The sequence below is a fragment of the Rhodococcus sp. P1Y genome (assembly GCF_003641205.1).
In the GTDB taxonomy this organism is placed as follows: domain Bacteria; phylum Actinomycetota; class Actinomycetes; order Mycobacteriales; family Mycobacteriaceae; genus Rhodococcoides.
In genome coordinates this window covers 4,289,587-4,308,628 of sequence record NZ_CP032762.1, presented here as the reverse complement: position 1 = coordinate 4,308,628, position 19,042 = coordinate 4,289,587, and the positions used below count along the sequence as shown (strand labels likewise).

Below are 19,042 nucleotides of genomic sequence, written 5' to 3'. Positions count from 1 at the left end.
AGTCGGTGCCAGCAGTCCTGGAAAGAGCAGGGGTCGACGTCGATTCGTCGTCGCGTCGCCTCTCGGAGTATTCCTACGACGCGTCGAACTATCGAGTGCCTCCGACTGCGGTCGTGTTTCCTCGCAGCGTCGACGACGTGCGCCTGACGGTCAGGATCTGTGCGGCGAACGGTGTTCCGATTGTCAGTCGTGGCGGTGGAACGTCCATGGCGGGCAACTCGATCGGTGCGGGTGTGGTGCTCGACTTCTCGCGCCACATGAACAGGGTGATCTCCATCGACGACGCGGCGAACTCAGCTGTCGTCGAGCCGGGGATCGTCATCTCGGAACTCGCCGCGGCGGTATCGTCCGCGACGAACGGGAGGTCGACCTTTGCTCCCGATCCATCGAGCAAGTCCCGCGCCACGGTAGGCGGCGCAATCGGGAACGACGCCTGCGGGAACCATTCGGTTCGGTACGGACGGACGGCGGATCACACGATCGCGCTGGACGTCGTGACTGTCGACGGATCTCTGCTGCGCGCAACTCGTTCGGGTATCCAGGCCGTCGATGTCGCAGACTCTGCATCGGTCGAGGCCGCGGCGCGCATCGACGCGGAACTGCGATCGCTCGTAGCCGACAACATGGCCGACTTCCGGCTCGAACTGGGGCTCATTCCTCGACAGGTATCCGGATTTCATCTGTCCACTTTGTTGCCGGAGAACGGATTCGACGTCGCCCGGGCGCTTGTCGGCAGCGAAGGCACCTGTGCGGTCGTTGTGGCTGCAACCGTCGTACTCGTGCCGGTGCCATCTGCTGCTTTGCTGCTGTGCCTGGGTTACGAGGATGTCGTGGAGGCCGCCGAGGACGTCATGACGATCCTCGAGTTCTCGCCCGCCGCCATCGAAGGAATCGACGAAAAGATCGTCGAGACGATGCAATTTCGCCGCGGAGTCGATTCGGTTCGCGGCCTCCCGTCCGGAAACGCATGGCTCTATGTCGACCTCGACGGCGACGATCCCGAGGAAGTAGAAAACAAGGCCGAGCTGTTGCTCGCGCGCCTGAAGGAACGTGGACGTCTGAAAGACGGTCGCGTGGTTGCCGACCCAGCCGAACGTAAGTCGCTGTGGCGGGTCCGCGAGGACGGTGCTGGACTCTCGGCGCGACTCGCCGGCGGATCCACCGTGACCGAGTCGTGGCCGGGGTGGGAGGATTCGGCGGTGGCGCCGGAGAACTTGGCCGCGTACCTCGCCGACTTCAGAGAATTGTTGGCGACGCATTCACTGACGGGAGTGATGTACGGCCACTTCGGTGCCGGATGCATGCACGTGCGGATCACGTTCGATCAGCGGACCGACCGCGGTCGGTCGACTATGCACGCGTTTCTACGCGATGCTGCGGAACTGGTTGTTCACCACGGCGGTTCGTTGTCCGGTGAGCACGGTGACGGCCGAGCGAGGTCGGAACTGCTTCCGGTGATGTACACGCCTGTGATGCTCGACGCGTTCGCCCGGTTCAAGCGAATCTGGGATCCGTCGAATCTGCTGAATCCGGGAAGCATCACCGATCCGGCGCCGATGATGAATGACCTTGCTCTGCAGGGTGTTCCGAATCGTGAGTGGAAAACGACGTTCGAATTGCACCAGATCGGATCCACCACCGATCTCGACCCCTTCGTGCATGCGACGCAGGCTTGTGTCGGTGTCGGACGCTGTCGGTCGAGCACTGGGGGAGTGATGTGCCCGAGCTACCGCGCGACGGGCGACGAGAAGGACTCCACGCGCGGGCGGGCCCGAGTGCTGCAGGACATGGTGCGCAGCTCGAAGACCGTCGCCGACGGGTGGGCGTCCCAGGATGTCAAGGAGTCCCTCGATCTCTGCCTGTCCTGCAAGGCATGTTCGTCCGACTGTCCGGTCGGTGTGGACATGGCCACGTACAAGGCGGAGTTTCTAGATCATCACTACGCAGGCAAAGTCCGCCCCCTCGCGCACTATTCGCTGGGATGGCTGCCTCGGTGGCTGAAGCTCACCTCGCGTACCGCGCCATTTCTGAACGCGCTGCTGACCCCTCGCACTGCCAGAGTTGCCGCCAAGCTGGGCGGTCTCACCACGGAACGGGCTTTTCCTCGCTTCGCCTCGCAGAAGCAGGTGCGTGTGCAGACCGCAGATTCCGTGCCGGGCGGCGACGTCGTGGTGTTCGTAGATTCGTTCACCAAGGGCTTCCGTCCCGAGATCGTCGGCGCGGCCGTACGGGTGTTGGCCGACGCGGGGCGCTCGTCGGAATGCCGAACCGACCTCTGCTGCGGATTGACGTGGATCTCCACCGGCCAACTCGACTCCGCTCGAAAACAACTCACGCGTACTGCCGATGCCTTGGACGACGGCACCGATCGGCCGATCGTGGTGACGGAGCCGAGTTGCGCAGCAGCGCTCAAGAAAGATCTTCCCGAACTGGTGAACACCGACGCAGCCAGACGCGTCGCGGCCCGGGTCCAGAGCTTTGCCGGTGCAGTAATCGATCAAGCTGCAACCGGATGGACGCCGTCGGCACAGGTGCCCGACTCGGTGACCGTCCAAACGCACTGCCACGAGTACGCGGTTTTCGGCGAGGCCACGCAGCGCAAAGCGCTTGCAGCGGCTGGTATTTCCACCGTCGACGAGGCGACTGGATGCTGCGGCGTCGCTGGGAACTTCGGCTTCGAACCCGACCACTACGAGCTCAGCATGAAAGTCGCGGAGCAGGCCTTGGCCCCGGCGCTGCGACGCGCAGGTGACCGACCGATTCTCACGGACGGCTTCAGTTGCCATATGCAGGTTCGTCAACTGTCCGGTGATCACAGCGACGGCGCGTCGACGCACCTGGCGCACATTCTCGATCCGAAGCCCACCTCACAAGAACCCGGCAACAAGGCTGAACCGGTAGCCGACACGACAATCAGGAGGGACACATGACCACATCGCTGACCCGCACATCCATCGACTCGCCCACGGGTGTCTTCATCGGAGGCAGCTGGCGAGACTCGCACAGCGGCAGGACGTTCGACGTTCTCGATCCGGCAACGGGTGAGGTCATCGCAGCGGTCTCCGACGGCGATGTCGTCGACGCCGAAGCCGCGATGGCTGCAGCCGCACAGGCTCAGGCGTCGTGGGCTGCGACGGCTCCGCGTGAACGTAGTGTGATCTTGCGCCGCGCCTTCGAATTGATCATCGAACGCACCGATGAGCTCGCCGCAATCATCACTGCTGAGATGGGCAAGCCTCTCGCCGACGCGCGCGGCGAAGTCGCCTACGGCGCTGAGTTCTTCCGCTGGTTCTCCGAAGAAGCTGTGCGAATCTCGGGCGATCACACGCTGACCGGGGATGGAAAGAACCGGATCATCGTGACGCGAGCGCCGGTCGGTCCCTGCATTCTGGTGACACCGTGGAACTTCCCTCTCGCGATGGGTACCCGCAAGATCGGACCAGCCCTCGCCGCCGGCTGCACGGTCGTCTTCAAACCGGCCGAACAGACTCCTCTCACAGCCTTGGCTCTCGCCGACATTCTCGTCGAAGCCGGCGTCCCGGACGGAGTGGTCAACGTCGTTCCCACCACCGACGCGGCCGGGGTGGTCGGGTCATGGATGGCCAGTGGGTCGGCCCGCAAGATCAGCTTCACCGGTTCTACGGAAGTCGGCAAGATACTTCTTGCTCAGGCGGCACCGACGGTAATGCGCACCTCGATGGAATTGGGCGGCAATGCGCCGTTCATCGTGGCCGAGGGCGCCGACGTCGATCGTGCAGTGGACGGCGCGATGGTGGCGAAGATGCGCAACATGGGCGAGGCGTGTACCGCGGCGAATCGATTTTTCGTCCATCGCTCTCTTGCAGCCGAATTCGCGGAGAAGCTCGGCGCACGCATGGGAGCCTTGACGGTGGGTGCGGGTTCGGCGGACGGTGTGGAAGTGGGGCCGTTGATCGATCAGGACGGCCGCGCAAAGGTCCAGCGTCTCGTCGACGATGCACTGAGCAGAGGGGCGCGTGCGGTCGTCGGCGGACAGGAGGATCAGGGGCCGGGCTTCTTCTACCCGCCGACCGTTCTCGAATCCGTCGATTCTGCCTCGGACTTGATGTCGACGGAAATCTTCGGTCCTGTTGCGGCAGTCGTCCCTTACGACACCGAGGACGAGGTGATCGGGCTGGCCAACGACACGGAGTGGGGACTGGTGGGCTACGTCTACACCCAGGACATCGACCGTGCGCTCCGGATGGGTGAACGGCTGGAGGTGGGCATGGTCGGGCTCAATACCGGCCTCGTGTCCAACCCGGCCGCGCCGTTCGGCGGCGTCAAGCAGTCCGGGCTCGGACGTGAAGGAGGCAAGGTCGGTATCGACGAGTTCCTCGAGTACAAGTACTTTGCAATTCCCAGGTCCTAGTAAGAGGAGAGACCGATGGCAGGGTCGAGAAGGCTGACGCCCATCAACGCACGGAACACGTCGATGGTTATCGCAGACCAAATACGTGACCGGATCATCGACGGGTCGTACGCTCCGGGCGAGCAGATCAACGAAGCGAATGTCGCTGCCGAGCTCGAAATCTCGCGCGGACCGGTCCGTGAAGCGTTGCAACGGCTCAATCAGGAAGGTCTGTTGGTGAGCCATCGCAACCGCGGAGTGTTCGTCGTGGAACTCAGCAGCGCCGACGTCGCGGAGATATACGAGGCGCGTGCCGCCATCGAGGTCGGTGCGGCGTGGACTCTTGTGCACGGCGAGATCACCGTTCTGAAGGCTACGGCGGCGGAGTTGTCGGCGATCGTCGATCAGATGCAGCCCTTCATCGACAGGGCGGATTGGCTGAGGCTGGCGGAGCGCGACCTTGCGTTCCACACGGCGATGGTGGCGGCAACCGCGAACAGTCGCATGTCGCGGATGTACGCCACGCTCGCAGCCGAAGCGCGCATTTGCATGGCCAATCTCGAAACCGCGTACTACCGGCCCGAGGCGCTCGTCGAGGAGCATCAACTGCTGGTCGATCTGCTGCTCGGTGGTGATTGGGCGGCGCTGGAGGCGGGTGTGCACGAGCACATGGACACCGCGATTCACGACCTCACCCAGGCGATGCGTGAACAAGCAGACGAAAATACCGGCGCGCCCATTCGTGCTTAGGCGGAGCGCACATTCGTGCAGCGCAGATTTAACACGAGTTCCCTTGCGTGGACATCAGCATTGCGCTTAGCCTGATTGTCAACAATCTGCAAACTGCACACGGGCTAGTTTCAGCCCTCAGCGATGCCTCGAAAGGGGGTACCTGTGAACGAGATCCACGCCGCAGCACTCACCAGTGCTGTCGGCCCGGACCATGCGCCGGGTCTTGCCGAGTACATCGATCTGCCGAACAGCACCCCCATCACGTTCACCGACGACGAATACGCCACGCGCCTCGCTGCGGTGCGCTCGCGTATGGCATCGCAGAATCTGACGGCACTGATCGTCACCGATCCGTCCAACTTGTACTTCCTGCTCGGCTACAACGCCCTGTCGTTCTACACCCCGCAGATGCTCTACGTTCCGCTCGAGGGTGAGCTGTACTTCTTCGCCCGCGAGATGGACGCCAACGGTGCGTTCCGGACGTCCTGGTTACCGCAGGAACAGACGTTCGGTTACCCCGAGACTTTCGTGCAGCGTAAGGACACTCATCCTTTCGTGTGGGTCGCTCAGCGTCTACGTGAACTCGGTGTGGTGAACAATTTTTCACACGGTCAGGTCGGCCTGGAGATGGACTCGTACTACTTCAGCCCCAAGGCGTTCGAGGCCCTCGTCAAGTCTCTGCCGGAATACAACTTCACCGACTCGTACGAGCTGATCAACTGGGTTCGCGTGATCAAATCCCCGGCCGAGATCGATCTCATGCGCGGCGCAGCCAAGGTGTGTGAATCGGCCATGGCCGCGGCGTTCGAGTCCGTTGTTGTGGGTGGTCGACAGTGCGATGCGGCCGCGGCAATCATGAACGCTCAGGTCAGAGGTACCTCCGACTTCGGTGGCGATCACCCGGCGATCGTCCCGATGCTCCCCACTGGTGCCGGGGCCGACACTCCGCACTTGACGTGGTCCGACCAGGTCTTCATCGCCGGTGAGACCACCGTCGTCGAGCTCGCCGGTGTGTTCCGTCGCTACCACGTGCCGATGGCGAGAACCATTGTGCTGGGGACGCCGAGCGCGCGACTGGACTACCTCGCGAAGTCGACCGGCGACGCACTGAACGAGGTTCTGGAGACGGTGCGTCCGGGCATCACCACAACCGAACTCGCCCAGGTCTGGAATCGCAGCCTCGCGAAGCACGGACTGCACAAGCCGTCGCGCATCGGGTACTCCATCGGAATCGCCTACGCCCCGGACTGGGGTGAGCGCACGGTGAGCATCCGAACCGACGATGACACGGTACTCGCCGAGAACATGACGTTCCACATCATCGGCGGCATGTGGATGGACGACTACGGATACGAGGTGTCCGAAGCTGTCCGCGTAACCGGCAGCGGCGTAGAGACTTTCACGAACTACCCCCGACACCTACTGACGAAGGAGTGAGACATGATCGCCACCACACTTCCGTGGGCCTTGCGCACCGACAAACTGGTGGGATCGGTGATCGACTCGTCGACATCGCTTCTGGCAGCACAGAAACACGACATAGTCCGGTTCGCGATGGGTTCACCTGCGGCGGAAACCGTTCCAGCCGCGGCATTCTCGGATATCGCTGCCCAGGTCATGACCACGGACGCGATGGACTACGCGGCCACCGAAGGCGATCCGGGTCTACTCGATGCTCTCCTCGGTTACCTCGACTCGGTGGGTGAACCGACGTCGGCGGATCGACTCGTCATCACGTCCGGGGGAATGCAGGGGCTCGATCTGGCCTGCAAGCTCTTCGTCGATCCAGGTGACCTTGTCATTGTCGAAAGTCCCACTTACACCAACGGAACCGCCACCGTCCTCAGTTACGGCGGCGACGTGCTGGAAGCGCCGATGGATTCCGACGGTCTCATCGTCGAGGCGTTGCCGGAGCTGGTCGAGCAAGCAGGACGTCTGCCGAAGATGATCTACGTCATTCCAAACTTCCAGAACCCCTCTGGAACGACGATGTCGGAGGCGCGCCGGGTACTGCTTCTCGAACTTGCGCACCGGTGGGGAGCCATCGTTCTCGACGACGATCCGTACGGGCTTCTGCGCTTCGAGGGCGAACACATTCCGAGTTTTCAGGCACTGAGCCCGAACGATCCACTCGTGTTCTCGGTCCGCACGTTCTCGAAGATGATCGCACCGGGTCTACGCGTCGGTTGGGTCGACGCAGCACCCGAAGCGAGGCAATTGCTGATCAACGCCAAGCAGGCAATGGACACGTGTACGAATCTGCCGAACCAGCGCATGATCGCCGAATTCATTCGTCGCGGCAATCTGCACACGCATCTCGAGTCGCTGGCGTCGGTGTACCGACCGCGAAAGATCGCGATGCAGCGCAGTCTCGACAGGCACTTCGGTGACCGCATCCAGGCCACCGATCCGGAGGGTGGATTCTTCCTGTGGGCGACGCTGCGGGGTGACGCGTCGGCGGTGTCCACGCAGGAGCTGTTCGAGATCGCTCTCGCCGAGGGTGTCGCGTACATCCCAGGCCCGGCGCTGTCGGTGGGTGGCAAATTCCACGATTCCCTCCGTCTCTGTTTCGCGTCGTCGACGCCCGAGCGGATCGACGAAGGCGTCAAAAGGCTTGCGGCGGCGGTGGACAAAGCTCTGTCGATTCGCGCGAGCGATCCGACTCGATGAGTGAACACGAACGCCGGTTGCTCGACGCCATAGATTCGGACGAGATCGTCGCCTTGGCCTCCGCTCTCATCGACGCCGGTGGCGAGAACCCCGGAGGAACGGAGGAATCGGTTGCGGCGGTCCTCGTCGATCGCTGTCGGCAACTGGGTTTCGAGATCGATGTCGACGAGGTTTCGCCCGGGCGTCCCAATGTCGTTGTGACGGTAGGGGAGTCCGGGCAACCAGGGGTACTGTTCCTCGGGCACTCCGATGTTGTTCCCGCCGGCGGCGGGTGGACGACCGACCCGTTCGAGGCAGTCGTCCGTAACGGGAGGCTCTACGGCCGCGGTGCATGCGATATGAAAGGCGGTCTCGCAGCAGTGGTCGTGGCAATGTCTGCACTGAAAAACGCTGGCGTGCTTGATGCGTCATCGGTTTCCCTTGCATGTCTGGTCGACGAGGAAGACACCGGCATCGGAATTCGCGCGTTCGTCCGAGCGGCGCACAGTCGCCGATACTCCCACTGCGTGGTCGCCGAACCAACGGACCTGGTCACCATCACCGGATGTAGGGGTGCGGCAAACCTGGAAATCACCGTCTCCGGTCGCTCCGCGCACGCAGGACGGCCCAGCAACGGGCGCAATGCAGTGTCGGCGGCCGCCCGTATCGTCACGCTGATCGATTCTTCGAGTAGCGACATGGCCTCTCGTGCGCATCCGGAGCTCGGGCCGGGCACCTGGAACGTCGGCACTATCGTCGGCGGCACCGGAACGTCGATGGTTGCCGACCGGTGCGTCGTCACGGTGGACAGACGCCTGCTGCCGGACGAGGCCGCCGTCGACGTAGCGGCCGATCTACTGAGAGAGATCGAGAATGCAGGCATCTGCGCCGACGGCATCGATGTCTCCGTAAAGGTTTCGATGGCCATGCCAGGCTTCCTGACCAGGAGAGATTCCGAGATCGCCGAAGCTGCGGTGGCCGCCGTCGAGGACTCGGCGACCCACCGCGGAACCGACGTGTGGACCGCCTCGTGCGACGGCGGTTTCATCGCACGAGAGATGGGTATTCCCACGATCGTGTTGGGACCGGGTGACATCGAATCTCAGGCTCATCAGCCGAACGAAAGTGTGTCGGTTCAGCAATTGTGCGACAGCGCAAGGGCGTACGCGCTCCTCGTATCGAGACTTGCTGCTCAACCTGCGGTTCTGTCGACTAAGCAGGGGTAGCGCGAAAACCGAAGTATTCACTTCCGTAGTGTGACACGCTGCGAAGAAACCAACCCGACGCTCCACGTTTAGACAAAGCGAGAGGTATTGGACCGTGACACAGTCTTTCAGCAACACCGGGTCGGACGGATCGCCCACAGGGTATCCGCCTGATACGAAGGAATTGAACGCCGAAGAGAAGAAGATACTTCACCGCGCTATCGGCGGATCCGCTCTCGGCAACGCCGTCGAATGGTTCGACTACGCGGTGTACGGCTATCTGGCCGTGTACATCGCCGCCAATTTCTTTCCGTCCGAGGACGGCGGCGCAAGCTTGTTGTCCACATTCGCGGTGCTGGCTGCATCGTTCATCATCAGACCCATCGGCGGAATCGTGCTCGGTCCGCTCGGTGACCGCATTGGACGCCAGAAGGTTCTCGTCCTGACGGTGACGATGATGTCCATTGCCACTGCAGCGATCGGCATCTTGCCTACGTTCGACACGATCGGCATTCTCGCCCCGATTCTGCTTCTCGTTTGCCGACTCGTGCAGGGCTTCTCCACCGGTGGCGAATACGGTGGTGCCGCTGTGTTCATGGCCGAGTACGCACCGGACCGTCGTCGAGGGTTCTTCGGATCGTTCCTCGAATTCGGCACGTTGGCAGGCACAGTCGCAGGTGCAACGCTCTGTACCCTGCTCAATCTCGGTCTCGGTGACGACACGATGGAGGCGTGGGGGTGGCGCATTCCATTCCTGTTGACTCTTCCTCTCGGCATCGTCGCCCTGTGGTTGCGTACGCGACTGGAAGATTCGCCCGTGTTCGCCGAGGCGAAGGCCGACGGTGAGACCGTCGCCGAAGGTGAATCCGGCGGCGCTGTCGCCTCTCTGAAGACGACGATGACCTACTGGCAGCGAATTCTGATTCTCATGGGATTCGTTCTGCTGCTGAACATCGCGTACTACACGGTGTTGACGTTCTTGCCCTCGTACCTCAGTGACACGCTGGGCCACAGCACAACCCAATCCAACTTCACGCTCGTGGTCATCATGATCATCATGATGGCGATCATCAATCCGATCGGTTCGTTGTCCGACCGAATCGGTCGCAAACCGTTGCTGCTTGCGGCGTGTGTCGGGTATTTCGTGTTCAGCGTTCCGCTGTTCCTGTTGATCATCAACACCGGGGTCATCGGTCAGTCCGTCGGACTACTCGGGCTCGGCATCTTGCTCGTGATCATGTGCTCGTGCGTGTCCTCGACGCTTCCCGCGTTGTTCCCGACGCAGGTTCGCTACGGCGCTTTCGCGATCGGCTACAACGTCTCGACGTCGTTGTTCGGCGGTACCGCACCTCTCATTCTGACGTTCCTGATCGACAAGACCGGTTCCAATCTGATTCCGGGTTGGTACATGATGCTCGCTGCCGCAATCGCTTTCGTCCCGATCCTGCTGATGCCGGAGACCGCTGGGCGTTCGCTGCGCGGTACACAGTGCCCGGGTGACAACGACGACGAGGTCGCGGCATCCGGTGTCGAATTGGTGGGGTACAAGAAGTAGTGGTGGACAAGCCGGTTGTCGTCGTCCTGCACGCCGACAATCTCCCCGAGGGTATGGAGCAGGTCTCGTCCGTGGCGGACGTCCGCTATGCGACGGCGGATACCCTCGGGGACGCGGTGCCTGGCGCCGACGTCCTGTTGTTGTGGGACTTCTTCTCGCCTGCGGTGAAACGAGTGTGGGCTCGATGTGACTCGTTGAAGTGGATTCACATCGCGGCCGCCGGTGTCGACTCACTGATGTTCGACGAACTTGTCGATTCCGACGTGGTGGTGACCAACTCTCGCGGCATTTTCGACCGTCCGATCGCCGAATACGTTCTCGGTCAGATATTGGCCTTCGCAAAGGGTTCTGCGCGATCCGCCGAACTTCAGCGAAGCAGAACGTGGCTCCACCGTGAGAGCGAACGGATCGACACTGCCCACGCCATGATTGTCGGCACCGGCGCGATCGGGCGAGAGACGGCGCGCCTTCTTCGTGCGGTCGGCATGACGGTTTCGGGCGTCGGCCGAACGGCACGGGCCTCGGATGTCGACTTCGGCAGGGTGCACGCGAGTAGCGATCTGGCGACGGTGGTGCACGACGTCGACTATCTGGTCCTCGTTGCACCGTTGACGGCGGCGACGCACAACATGGTCGATGCGGACGTCCTTGCGGCTGCAAAGCCGGGCGTGCGGGTGATCAACGTCGGCAGGGGAGAACTCCTCGACACCGGAGCTCTCCTCACCCACCTCGGCTCGGGGCAGGTTGCAGGCGCTGCTTTGGACGTGTTCGACACCGAACCCCTGCCCGGGGACAGTCCGGTGTGGATCGCGGACAACCTCGTCGTCACCCCTCACATGAGCGGTGACGCCGACGGTTGGCGTCGGCGACTGGCCGATCTGTTCGTCCAGAATTTCGAGCGCTATGCAGCCTCGGAGAAGCTACAGAACGTGGTGGACAAGAAGCTCGGCTTCGTGTCTTCCTGAGCAGGTACTCGTGTCAGAACGCCCGTGCGTACTGCGGTGGAACGGCAGGATCGATCTTCGCACCGAGCTCGCGCGCTGCACGTCGTGGCCAGTACGGGTCGCGAAGAAGTTCACGCGCCAGGAGCACAGCGACCGCCTCGCCCGAAGCGACTATGTCCTCGGCCTGCTTCGGGTCGGTGATCAGCCCGACGGCCGCCGCGGGAACAGAAGTCTCGTTGGAGACGCGCTTGGCGAACGGAACCTGATAGCCGGGGCCGACCGGAATCTTTGCCCGTGCGTTTCCGCCGGTCGAGACGTCGATGAGGTCCACACCATGGTCCTCGAGGAGCGAAGCGAGCGCGACAGTTTGGTCGGCAGTCCAACTCGGTGCGTCCAGGCCCTGAACGTCGTCCAGCCAATCCGTCGCGGATAGGCGAACGAACAGGGGCAGCTCCGCGGGCCAGACCTCGCGGACTGCGTCGACGATGTCGATCAGGAGCTTGGTGCGGCCCGCGAAGTCGCCGCCGTATTCGTCGGTGCGCAGGTTGCTGGCAGGCGAGAGGAATTGATGCACGAGGTAGCCATGTGCCGCGTGAATCTCGATGACCTTGAACCCGGCGCGGAGTGAGCGCCGCGCCGCGTCGACGAAGTCGGACACGATCTTGGCGATGTCGTCAACCGTCGCTTCGCGCGGTGTCGCGTAGTCGCCGAAGGCGACGGCGCTCGGACCGATGGTCTCCCACCCGAGCGGCTCGTCGGCGGGGATGGACACCCCGCCCGCCCATGGCGCCGTGGTCGAGGCCTTACGACCCGCGTGTGCCAACTGAATGCCCGGCACCGAGCCGTACGCTTCGATCCGCGCTACCAGGTCGGCGAATTTGCTTTCCTGCGTGTCGTTCCATATGCCGAGGTCTGCGGGGGTGATTCGTCCCTCGGGGCTGACCGCGGAGGCTTCGGTGATGATCAACCCGGCGCCGCCGATCGCACGGCTCACCAGGTGCGACAGGTGCCAGTCGTTCGGCGCTCCGACGTCGTCGCCCTCGGTGTCCGCCGAGTACTGGCACATCGGCGCCAGCCACACCCTGTTGGGGAAGGTGATGTCGCGAAGCGTGAGCGGTTCGAACAGGGCAGACAAGAGGGCTCCTCGGTCTTCGTACTGTGGCCTCGATCCATCTTGCCAACCGACAGCGGCCGCTGGTCATTCCCCGCCGCGTCCTGCACGCAGCGCCGGTTAGTGTGTAGACCATGACTGCAGCACCTGTGACCGCTGGTTCCGCCGCCGCTGATTCCAACGCTGCAGTGGTCGACGAGCGTGACGCCGTTCACGCGGCGGCCAGACGGGCCCGAATTGCCTCACGTGCACAGGCATTGCTCACCACAGCCGAGAAGGACGCGGCGCTGCATGCCGCCGCCGACGCGATAGTGGCAGCGACGCCGGAGATCATCGCGGCCAATACGGCCGACGTCGATCGGGCGGCCGCGGAGGGCACCGACTCCGGAATTCTCGATCGGCTCAGGCTGACCGAAGCCCGCATCGACGGGATTGCCTCGGGTCTTCGCCAGGTCGCGGGCTTGCCGGATCCTGTCGGCGAGGTAATTCGTGGATCGACCCTCCCGAACGGTCTGGAGATTCGGCAGCTTCGTGTTCCGCTCGGCGTCGTCGGGATGGTCTACGAAGCCCGCCCCAACGTGACGGTCGATGCGTTCGGACTTGCGTTCAAGTCGGGCAACGCGGCACTGCTTCGCGGTTCGAAATCTGCCGCACAATCGAATGCCGCCCTTGTCGAGTCACTTCAGGCGTCGCTGCGGTCCAGCGGACTTCCGATCGATGCAGTCCAGTTGTTGAGCAGCGCGGATCGCTCGTCCGTCACACACCTGATCCAGGCAAGGGGGTTGGTCGACGTCGTGATTCCGCGCGGCGGGGCCGGACTGATCTCCGCCGTGGTTCGTGATGCGACCGTGCCGACCATCGAGACCGGAGTCGGAAATTGCCACATCTACGTGCACTCCGCTGCGGACCTCGAGATGGCCGAAAAGATCATCCTCAACTCGAAAACGCGTCGCGTCAGTGTGTGCAATGCGGCAGAGACGGTCCTCGTCGACGCAGCGATCGCAGACGTCGCGGTTCCTGCGCTGCTGCAGGCGTTTCAGAGCCACAGTGTCGTCGTCCACGGTGACTTGCCGGGGCTCGTGCCGGCGACGGACAAGGACTGGGCCGAGGAGTACCTGTCACTCGATGTCGCGCTCAAGGTCGTCGACGGTATCGATGCGGCGATCGCGCACATCGATACCTACGGCACTGGTCACACCGAGGCGATCGTGACTGCTGACCTCCGCGCCGCTCGTGAGTTCACCACCCGTGTCGACGCAGCGGCGGTCATGGTCAATGCGTCGACGGCGTTCACCGACGGTGAGCAGTTCGGGTTCGGTGCCGAAATCGGGATCTCGACTCAGAAGCTTCACGCTCGTGGACCGATGGGGCTGCCGGAACTCACCTCCACCAAGTGGACCGTGTGGGGCGAAGGTCACACGAGATCTGTCCAGTAGTCGAATTGGCAAGTGTTACTTGCATATCTCGATGGAATACAAGGAGTAGACGTGGATCGAGCAGTACCTACGACGCCCCCGCTGTTTGGCAGCGTCGACGACGTCATGTCGAAACTCGCCGAAACCGGGTACCTCGCGAACAAGGCGACCGCCACGTCGGTGTTCCTCGCGGATCGGCTCGGCAAGCCACTGCTCATCGAAGGTCCGGCGGGCGTCGGCAAGACCGAGTTGGCGCGGGCCGTGGCTCAGACGTCAGGTGCAGAACTTATCCGGCTCCAGTGCTACGAGGGTGTCGACGAGGCCCGTGCGCTCTACGAGTGGAACCACGCCAAACAAATTCTGCGCATTCAGTCCAGCTCGGAGGGAAATCAGGACTGGGACGCCACCAAACTCGACGTCTTCTCCGAAGAGTTCCTGCTCGCGAGGCCGCTTCTGCAGGCGATTCGCCGCGAGGATCCCACGGTCCTACTCATCGACGAAACCGACAAGGCCGACGTCGAGATCGAGGGACTGTTGCTGGAGGTGCTCAGCGACTTCGCCGTCACCATTCCCGAGCTCGGCACGATCACCGCCACCCGAAAGCCGTTCACGGTGCTCACCTCGAACGCCACCCGTGAACTGTCCGAAGCACTCAAGCGTCGCTGTCTGTTCCTGCACCTCGACTTCCCCGATGCCGACCTCGAGCGCAGGATCCTTGCGAGCCGCGTGCCCGAGCTGCCGGAGGCGATCGCGGAACAGCTGGTACGAACCGTCCGCGTGATGCGTGCGATGCAACTCAAGAAGCTTCCCTCGGTCGCCGAGACCATCGACTGGGGCCGGACGCTGCTCGCCCTCGGCATGGATACCCTCGACGACGACGCAGTCCGCGCGACGCTGGGTGTAGTGCTCAAGCATCAGTCCGATCAGGAAAAAGCCGCGGCCGAGCTCCGGCTGAACTGACATGCAGTCCCCGTACGGCCTGCCCGGCCACCTCGTCGACTTCGTCGACGCTCTGCGCGCACGCGGCATCGCCGTAGGTCCTTCGGAAACTGTCGACGCCGGTCGAGTTCTCTCCGTGCTCGATCTGCTCGACCGCGAGGCGCTACGCGAAGGCCTCGCATGCTCGTTGCTGCGGAGGCCGACCCACCGAGCGACCTTCGACGCCCTGTTCGATCTTTGGTTCCCGGCAGCGACCGGGCAGAAGGACTCGGGACAGATCGACACCGCTCTGCCGCGGACACCCGCGGGAGACATCGACTTCACCGCGCTTCGTGAGTTGATCACCGACCTACTCGTCGACGGCAGTGCCGAGGCAATCGAGCTGACCGAGCTGTTGGCCGCACAGATGGTCGAGGAGCTCGGGCAGTACAAATCCGCGAACGGGCCGTCGTTCTCGGCCTATCAGGCGCTGCGCGACGTGGCACCCGACACGCTGCTGAGCAAGATTCTCGAGGGACTACTCGGTAATGCCGACACTGGATCCGACCGCAGTTCGGGGTCCTACGAGGACGAGGTTGCCAAGCGAACTGCTGCGCAGCGCATTGCGGACCTGCGCAAGATGATCGAGAAGGAAACGCGTCGTCGCGCGGCGGAACAGCTGGGCCGCGAACGCGTCGCCAGTTACGGGGTTCCCAAGCTGGCCGAGGAAGTGGACTTCCTGCGGGCATCGGACACCGAGATGGTCGCGCTCAGGCGGAGCGTCACACCCCTCGCACGCCTGCTCGCCAGCAGGCTCGCAGCTCGGCGCAGTCGCAGCCGAGCCGGGTCCATCGATCTACGGCGGACCCTGCGCAAATCGATGTCGACCGGCGGGGTGCCCATCGATCTCGTGCAGCGCAAGCCTCGGCGGGCCCGTCCCGAGCTGGTCGTCCTGTGCGACGTCTCGGGATCGGTCGCAGGCTTCAGTCACTTCACCTTGCTCCTCGTCCACGCGCTTCGCGAACAATTCTCCCGCGTGCGGATCTTCGCGTTCATCGACTCGACCGACGAGGTGACACGCTTCTTCGACTCCAGCGCCGACCTCGGCGTAGCGATGTCGCGCATCATCGGCGAGTCCGACCTCATCACGTACGACGGCCACTCGGACTACGGCAACGCATTCGAGACGTTCGAGGACAAGTACGCACAATCCGTCACCTCGCGAACGTCCGTGCTCGTACTGGGAGACGGACGCACCAACTACCGCGACCCGAAGCTCCCAGCTCTCGCGCGCACGGTCGCCGTGGCCAAACACGCGTACTGGCTCAACCCCGAGCCCAGGGGCCAGTGGGGTTCCGGGGACTCCGCGGCGAAGGCGTACGCGGAAGTGATCAGCATGTACGAGTGCCGCTCTGCCCAGCAGCTCGGCGACATCGTCTCCCGCCTGTTGCCGGTGTGACAGATGACCGGCAGGCCGTACATGGTCATTCCGCAGGCTCCACTCCCGGCCTCCATGGTCATTCCGCAGGCTCCACTCCTAGCCCGGCAAAGTAAGCTCGACAATCGTGCAACAACAACCCGAGGCGGTCCGCAAGCTTGGAGTGATGGGCGGGACGTTCGATCCGATCCATCACGGCCACCTCGTGGCGGCCAGCGAAGTGGCCAACAGCTTCGGGCTCGACGAGGTCATCTTCGTTCCGACCGGCACACCGTGGCAGAAAGAAGGCAAGGTCGTCAGCCCGGCGGAAGACCGCTACCTGATGACGGTCATCGCCACGGCGTCGAATCCTCGATTCTCGGTTAGTCGAGTCGACGTCGACCGCGAGAAACTCACCTACACGGTGGACACGCTGCGTGACCTTCGCGAGCAGCATCCGTCGGCCGAGCTGTACTTCATCACGGGCGCCGACGCGTTGGAGAGTATTCTGACCTGGCAGAACTGGGAAGAGCTGTTTGAGCTCGCAAAGTTCGTCGGAGTATCACGGCCAGGGTTCGAGCTCGGCGTCGAGCACCTGGCCGATCACTTACAGGATCTGCCGGAGGACGCACTGACGCTGATCGAGATTCCAGCCCTCGCGATCTCGTCGACCGAATGCAGGCTCAGGGCCAGTGAGAGTCGGCCCGTGTGGTACCTGGTCCCCGACGGCGTCGTGCAGTACATCTCGAAGAGGAATCTCTATCGGCCCAGAGGCGAACAACGCCTCGACGGCTCCGTCACCATGTCGGAGCCGGCACCACAGAAGACACACACAGACCATTCGCCACAACCACGCTCGACATAACGGGAGACAAGCTCAGTGACTGCTACAGACCAGGCCACCTCGATCGCGCGAATCGCGGCACTCGCAGCCGATGACAAGCTCGCGACCGACGTCGTGGTTCTCGATGTCTCGGAGCAGTTGGTCATCACCGACTGCTTCGTCATTGCATCGGCGCCCAACGAACGTCAAGTCAACGCCATCGTCGAGAACATCGAAGACAAGTTGCGCGAGAGCGGGTTCAAGCCCGTCCGAAAGGAGGGCACCCGCGAAGGTCGATGGGCCCTGCTCGACTACATCGACGTCGTCGTGCACGTACAGCACAACGACGAGCGCAACTTCTACGCGCTGGAGCGTCTATGGAAAGACTGCCCGAGTATCGAGGTCCCGGGCCTCGGCGAGCGGCCGTCCGACACTTCAGACAATTCCAGTCACTCCGCAGGCTCCGCTCCGGTGGAATCGGAGCAGTGAGCACAGCCGTCAAGCGGCAGTTGATCCTGCTGCGTCACGGGCAGACCGAGTACAACGCGACCGACCGGATGCAGGGCCAACTCGATACGGACCTCACCGAACTGGGTCGAACACAGGCCAAGACGGCCGGTGCCGAACTCGCGATGCGGCTGCCCTCGCGCATTGTGTCCTCGGATCTGCGGCGCGCATACGACACCGCTGTCGCGCTGGGAGATGCGAGCGGTCTGCCGGTCGCGGTCGATCAACGGTTGCGGGAAACGCATCTGGGGGAGTGGCAGGGCCTCACACATCTCGACGTCGACGACATCGCCCCCGGTGCGCGCCTTGCCTGGCGCGCCGACGCAACCCTCGCCCCTCCTGGGGGCGAAAGTCGGATCGACGTGGCCCGCCGCAGTGTCCCGGTCGTCCAGGAATTGATTCAGTCGGTTCCCGAGTGGGGCACCGATGCTGCGGGTGCTCCGATCGTTCTGGTCGCGCACGGCGGGTTGATCGCGGCGCTGACCGCGGCTCTACTCGATCTACCGGCGAACCGATGGCCGGTACTCGGCGGGTTGTCGAACACCAGTTGGGTTCAGTTGAGCAGTCACGGCGAAGGCGAGCACCTTCGGTGGAGACTCGACGTGTGGAACGCCTCGGCGAGAGTGGCCAGTGACATCCTCTGACGACTACGTAGTGCCGACGGTCGACGACGGGGCACCCCCAGTTCTGTTGGTGCTCGCGGATTCGTTGAGCTACTACGGCCCCAAAGGAGGCCTGCCGGTCGACGACCCGAGAATATGGCCGAACATCGTTGCGGCCGAGCTCGGTTGGACTGTCGAACTGGTTGCTCGAATAGGCTGGACCAGCCGGGACGCGTGGTGGGCGCTGACGCAGGACCCCCGTGTGTGGGCTGCTATCCCCAAGGCGGGGGCAGTGGTGTTCGGGGTCGGCGGGATGGACTCGCTTCCCTCTCCTCTCCCGACGGCATTACGTGAGCAGATTCGTTACGTTCGCCCGCCGGCACTTCGCAGGGTCGTCAGGGCTGGATACCAGTGGGCGCAACCGAAGCTCGCGCCCCTGCGCTGGCCGGTAGCGTTGCCGCCCAAGCTGAGCGTGGAGTATCTCGAGCAAGCTCGTGCGGCCCTCGAGTACGTGCGTCCGGAACTTCCCGTGATCGGAACCCTGCCGTCGGTTCACCGCAGTGACGCGTACGGCAACGTTCATGCAGGACGGCCTGCTGCAGAAAGAGCTCTTCGACAGTGGAGTTCGGACACCGGCGTTCCGCTGGTCGACCTGGCGGCCGCGGTGCGGGAGAACATCTTCTCCGTCGATGCGAATCCCGATGGCATTCACTGGGGTTGGAATGCACACCGAGAGGTCGCCAAGGCGATGCTGGTGGAACTGCGCGCAGTCGCTCCGGTCGAGGATCGATAGGG

16 protein-coding genes are annotated in these 19,042 nt (G+C 63.3%); 15 read left to right on the top strand and 1 reads right to left on the bottom strand.

The genetic code is table 11. The features are described from left to right. The first annotated feature begins 5 nt into the window (after window positions 1-5). From D8W71_RS19875 to D8W71_RS19840, 8 genes are all read left to right on the top strand, one after another. Entirely contained in the window at window positions 6-2,930 is a 2,925-nt protein-coding gene (locus D8W71_RS19875) for an FAD-binding and (Fe-S)-binding domain-containing protein (protein WP_236077518.1), read from the top strand. Then, complete coding sequence (locus tag D8W71_RS19870) at window positions 2,927-4,390, top strand: NAD-dependent succinate-semialdehyde dehydrogenase (protein ID WP_121115891.1); 1,464 nt, start codon at window positions 2,927-2,929, stop codon at window positions 4,388-4,390. Before D8W71_RS19875 ends, D8W71_RS19870 begins: the two co-directional genes overlap by 4 nt. 15 nt (window positions 4,391-4,405) lie before the next feature. Beyond that, a complete protein-coding gene (locus tag D8W71_RS19865) occupies window positions 4,406-5,119 on the top strand; it encodes a GntR family transcriptional regulator (protein WP_236077517.1) in 714 nt (237 codons plus the stop codon). A 240-nt stretch (window positions 5,120-5,359) separates the two neighbouring features. After that, complete coding sequence (locus D8W71_RS19860; protein ID WP_201265438.1) at window positions 5,360-6,538, top strand: M24 family metallopeptidase; 1,179 nt, start codon at window positions 5,360-5,362, stop codon at window positions 6,536-6,538. A gap of 3 nt (window positions 6,539-6,541) precedes the next feature. Further along, the gene (locus D8W71_RS19855; protein WP_121115885.1) at window positions 6,542-7,771 is read left to right on the top strand and encodes an aminotransferase-like domain-containing protein; all 1,230 of its coding nucleotides are present in this window, start codon (window positions 6,542-6,544) and stop codon (window positions 7,769-7,771) included. Further along, window positions 7,768-8,976 (top strand): M20 family metallopeptidase, encoded by a 1,209-nt coding sequence (locus tag D8W71_RS19850; protein WP_121115883.1) that lies wholly within the window; start codon window positions 7,768-7,770, stop codon window positions 8,974-8,976. The genes D8W71_RS19855 and D8W71_RS19850 overlap by 4 nt, the downstream gene beginning before the upstream one ends. Window positions 8,977-9,070: 94 nt before the next feature. Beyond that, complete coding sequence (locus D8W71_RS19845; protein ID WP_236077516.1) at window positions 9,071-10,510, top strand: MFS transporter; 1,440 nt, start codon at window positions 9,071-9,073, stop codon at window positions 10,508-10,510. Next, entirely contained in the window at window positions 10,510-11,475 is a 966-nt protein-coding gene (locus D8W71_RS19840; RefSeq protein ID WP_121115880.1) for a D-2-hydroxyacid dehydrogenase, read from the top strand. Before D8W71_RS19845 ends, D8W71_RS19840 begins: the two co-directional genes overlap by 1 nt. 13 nt (window positions 11,476-11,488) lie before the next feature. Here D8W71_RS19840 and D8W71_RS19835 read toward each other — a convergent pair whose 3' ends face one another. Beyond that, a complete protein-coding gene (locus tag D8W71_RS19835; RefSeq protein WP_201265141.1) occupies window positions 11,489-12,589 on the bottom strand; it encodes an NADH:flavin oxidoreductase/NADH oxidase in 1,101 nt (366 codons plus the stop codon). A gap of 110 nt (window positions 12,590-12,699) precedes the next feature. Here D8W71_RS19835 and D8W71_RS19830 point away from each other — a divergent pair, with 110 nt between their 5' ends. The 7 genes from D8W71_RS19830 to octT all read left to right on the top strand — a co-directional run bounded on the left by D8W71_RS19830 (window position 12,700) and on the right by octT (window position 19,040). Next, complete coding sequence (locus D8W71_RS19830) at window positions 12,700-14,001, top strand: glutamate-5-semialdehyde dehydrogenase (RefSeq protein ID WP_121115878.1); 1,302 nt, start codon at window positions 12,700-12,702, stop codon at window positions 13,999-14,001. A gap of 51 nt (window positions 14,002-14,052) precedes the next feature. Next, window positions 14,053-14,940: an AAA family ATPase gene (locus D8W71_RS19825; RefSeq protein WP_121115875.1), complete on the top strand. Its 888-nt coding sequence runs from the start codon at window positions 14,053-14,055 to the stop codon at window positions 14,938-14,940. 1 nt (window position 14,941) lies between these two features. Further along, window positions 14,942-16,357 (top strand): vWA domain-containing protein, encoded by a 1,416-nt coding sequence (locus D8W71_RS19820; protein ID WP_121115873.1) that lies wholly within the window; start codon window positions 14,942-14,944, stop codon window positions 16,355-16,357. Between the two features lie 106 nt (window positions 16,358-16,463). Next, window positions 16,464-17,180 (top strand): nicotinate-nucleotide adenylyltransferase, encoded by a 717-nt coding sequence (gene nadD / locus D8W71_RS19815; protein WP_268959794.1) that lies wholly within the window; start codon window positions 16,464-16,466, stop codon window positions 17,178-17,180. 15 nt (window positions 17,181-17,195) lie between these two features. Continuing rightward, window positions 17,196-17,627, top strand: a complete 432-nt coding sequence (gene rsfS, locus D8W71_RS19810) for a ribosome silencing factor (RefSeq protein WP_121115871.1) — start codon at window positions 17,196-17,198, stop codon at window positions 17,625-17,627. Next, window positions 17,624-18,289, top strand: coding sequence for a histidine phosphatase family protein (locus D8W71_RS19805; protein WP_121115869.1), 666 nt, complete (start codon window positions 17,624-17,626; stop codon window positions 18,287-18,289). The genes rsfS and D8W71_RS19805 overlap by 4 nt, the downstream gene beginning before the upstream one ends. Beyond that, on the top strand, window positions 18,276-19,040 hold the full coding sequence (gene octT, locus D8W71_RS19800) for a diglucosylglycerate octanoyltransferase (protein WP_328588797.1): 765 nt from the start codon (window positions 18,276-18,278) through the stop codon (window positions 19,038-19,040). Before D8W71_RS19805 ends, octT begins: the two co-directional genes overlap by 14 nt. Window positions 19,041-19,042 lie beyond the last annotated feature (2 nt).